4 protein-coding genes are annotated in these 3602 nt (G+C 40.7%); 2 read left to right on the top strand and 2 right to left on the bottom strand.

Annotated elements, in window-relative coordinates; all coding sequences use genetic code 11:
* On the top strand, positions 1 to 1212 hold a 1212-nt coding region (locus tag B2R65_RS05735; protein WP_286741567.1), incomplete at its 5' end, for an FAD-dependent oxidoreductase.
* 229 nt (positions 1213 to 1441) lie between these two features.
* Positions 1442 to 2305, top strand: coding sequence for a protease HtpX (htpX, locus tag B2R65_RS05730; RefSeq protein ID WP_024033579.1), 864 nt, complete (start codon positions 1442 to 1444; stop codon positions 2303 to 2305).
* An 82-nt stretch (positions 2306 to 2387) separates the two neighbouring features.
* Here the strand turns inward: htpX and gloA are convergent, their stop codons facing one another.
* Positions 2388 to 2915 carry a lactoylglutathione lyase gene (gene gloA, locus B2R65_RS05725; RefSeq protein WP_286741564.1) on the bottom strand — a complete coding sequence of 176 codons (528 nt, stop codon included), beginning with the start codon at positions 2913 to 2915 and terminating at the stop codon, positions 2388 to 2390.
* Between the two features lie 115 nt (positions 2916 to 3030).
* Positions 3031 to 3414 (bottom strand): hypothetical protein, encoded by a 384-nt coding sequence (locus B2R65_RS05720; protein WP_286741562.1) that lies wholly within the window; start codon positions 3412 to 3414, stop codon positions 3031 to 3033.
* Between the last annotated feature and the right edge of the window lie 188 nt (positions 3415 to 3602).

The raw sequence follows: 3602 nt of genomic DNA, 5'->3' as shown, positions 1-3602 counted from the left end.
TCACCCGATGATTTACTACCACGATTAAATAAAATCACCAACGCGTATAAAGAGTTAGTTGAGCAAGATCCTAATAACAAAGTACTTGGCGAGCCCGACAATTACTACCAGCTGTATAGCCATGAACAAATGATAGCGCTGAGTAAAGAAGAGCAGGTTGCAGAGCCTAGAACGCTAGATGAGTGGATGATCCCCGTTGCTAAGCACTTAAACTTAAACAAAGTAAAATACCCGCTAATTGTTGCTCAAGAATACGGGTGGAATATATTTAGGTTATCGGCCAGCGCCCAACTTGCGCTTGCCCAGTACGAACACGCTAATGTACTTACCAGCACAGAGGTAAAGCAAGTTAGCCAAGTTGAGCAAACCAGTGCCAATAACCAATCGCCAACCTGGAAAATTGAATACCAAAACAACCAAAGCGACTCTACGCAAACACTAGAGGTAGACTACCTTATTAATGCCTGTGGCTTTCAAACCGGTATTGTAGATGACATGGTAGGCGTAGAGGCCAAACGTATGGTCGAATTTAAAGCCTCTTACATTACGCATTGGCAAGGTGCTGGCGGGCAAATTCCAGAAATTATTATTTATGGTAATCGTGGCACGCCAGAGGGCATGGCACAGCTAACGCCTTATCCTAATGGCTATTATCAAATTCATGGTATGACCAACTCAATTACCTTGTTTAACGATGGTCTAGCCGATACCAACGAGCAAAGTGCACAGCCGCAATTGCCAGCTAAATACTTAAATTACATAAACAATGGGTGGGATCAGCAGGTACTAAAAGCACGTAGTCAAAAAGCCATTGATTATGTAGCCGAGTTTGTTCCGGCATTTAAAAACGCCAACACGCAAAACAATGCCTTGTTTGGGGGCCAGCAAATCCCTGGAGAAGACGACACCTTGCGCGTCGCAGATGTTAGCTTATATTCGCATATTAGCTACGCACGTGCTGAAAATGTAAAAGCGTCATCTACCTTAATCGCTGCCGATGAAATAGTGGCTGAATTTACTAAACTTGGCTTAATAAGCGACGATGCGCACATAAATGAGCATCGTACTCATCACCAGTGGACGTACCTTCAACAACACAACCATGCAGATATAACCAAGGTTGCACAATTACTCGCAAAAGAGCGCGGTTTTCCTACAGATATGGCAACAATTAATAATTGCATTACAAGTAGCGGAATAACCAGCAACTAATTGTTTTTATTGGCGTAACGAGGTTTTATAATTGCGTTACGCCACACTTTACTCCCTTTTTAAACTCCCCAAAAAATTTATTAATAAACCTGCAAATAACCCTTGCGTTATGACATAGTTTGTCACAGAATAGCCTCAACGTGATGACATAGTGTGTCATCACGTAATGATTGCTTTAACCTAGTTTAATTTTATGTTCGGTGATCAAACCTATTTTTGTGAGGACAATATGAAACGTATATTTTTGTTTTTATTAACTAACCTAGCGGTTATGTTGGTATTAGGTGTAGTGCTTTCAATAATAATGAGCGCGCTGGGTTTAAGCCATCGTAGCCTTGGCGGAATATTACTTATAGCCTCTGTATTCGGCTTTGGTGGCTCGTTTATTTCGTTATTTATGTCTAAGTGGATTGCTAAAAAATCAACAGGCGCACAGGTAATTACTCAACCGCGCAACGAAACCGAGCACTGGCTTGTACAAACTGTATCAGCACAAGCTCAAAAAGCAGGTATAAAAATGCCTGAAGTAGCAATTTACGACAGCCCAGAAATGAACGCCTTTGCAACTGGCCCAAGTAAAAACAACTCGCTGGTGGCGGTCAGCACTGGTTTATTACATAACATGAATCAAGACCAAGCCGAAGCCGTACTTGCCCACGAAGTATCGCACGTTGCTAATGGCGACATGGTAACGCTGACGCTAATACAAGGCGTAGTAAATACCTTTGTAATATTTGCCGCAAAAGTACTGGCAGGCATAGTTGATAACTTTTTAAATGGCGATGAAGAAGAGGGCGGTAGTAGCTGGTCTTACTTTTTATTCGATATGTTATTCCAAGTTGTATTTGGTGTGCTTGCAAGCATAGTGGTTGCAAGTTACAGCCGTAAGCGTGAATTTGCAGCCGACAGTGGCGCAGCTAAATTAGTAGGTGCAGACAAAATGCGCTCAGCACTTGAGCGATTAAAGCAAAATCATCCGTCGCAATTACAAGGCTCAATGATGGCCTTTGGTATAGCAAGTGGTAAAGGGATGGCTGAGCTGTTTTCATCTCACCCACCGCTAGATGCGCGAATAGACGCCCTGCGTAAATAAGCTAACCCTTATTTAAAAACACAAAAGCCAGCTAATTAGCTGGCTTTTTAGTACGTGGTAACCGGTTTATTAAGCGTTAAGGTTATTTACCAAAAATAATATCAGTAATTCCCTCAGGTGAGAGTATTTCTATCCAGTAGCCGTCAGGGTCTTTTATAAATGCTAAGCCCTTCATTGAGCCATCATCTGGCTTTTTAACAAATTCTACATCGTACTTTGCAAAGCGCTCACTGGCGGCGTATACATCGGGCACGCTAATGCCAATATGGCCAAAGCCTTTAGGCTCTTGGTTACCGCTGTGGTAGCCCTCAAAGCTATCGTCGTCTTCTGTACCCCAGTTATGGGTAAGCTCAATTAGTGCAGGTCGACCAAATACCCATTTAGCTTTGGTTTTATCATCACCTTGCGGCTGCTCTGGCTCGTAGCCTAAAAAGTACAATGTAAACTTCATTTCAGGAAAGTCATACTTACCTAACAGCTTCATACCTAATACATTTTGATAAAATTCGAGCGACGGTTTGGGATCTTTAATACGCAACATAGTTTGCTGCATCACATAGCCTTGAGTGGCCTGTTCAATTTGCTCTGGCGATTCGTTATAGCTAGACATGGTAATCCTTTGTATAAATTAAGAAGCGAAAACATAGATATAATGCTTAAACCAACATAATCAACCGTAGTTTAAATTTAAACTGCCCTGAGCTTAAAAGAGTGGTGCAAAATAGTTAGTGAAGCTTAATATCATTTATCATTAATGCGCCCCAAGTAGTTTCATCGCTACAGCCATTTATTTCTGAGCTTATAAACATACACCCATACCCTTTGGCTTCTGTTTTTTGAATTTCTGTGTAAACACTAGCACCATTATGAGATAGCCAAGTAGTGGTGCGTTCACGGCCATAAGGTAATATAAGAGGAATAGGAATGATTGGCGAAATTATAACACCCACCCATTTAAAGCCATCTCCATACTTAATTTGTTTAACGGCGGTACCTTTAACTGGCTTTTGGCCTGAAGTATATGTTTCAACGTGCACTAAATCGTAAGAAACACACCCTTGTACCAGTATTAATACTCCGATAACTATCGCTTTTTTAATTAATTTCAAGATAAATCCCTTTATAACGTTATTGAGCAAAGAAAACTGTTAATTTGTACCTAAAATGATAATCACATTATCCTATGAAAAAGTAAACTTATAACTCCATAGCGGTTACTTTGAATACTTGTGTAATACGTAGGTACCTATGTCGATAAACAAAGTACGATGCTAAGTAAAATTAAGTTTGTAAAACA

It is taken from the genome of Pseudoalteromonas sp. UBA2102 (assembly GCF_002331165.1).
GTDB lineage: Bacteria > Pseudomonadota > Gammaproteobacteria > Enterobacterales > Alteromonadaceae > Pseudoalteromonas > Pseudoalteromonas atlantica.
The sequence above is the reverse complement of the archived record's forward strand: the minus strand, read 5'-3'. Positions and strand labels throughout refer to the sequence as shown.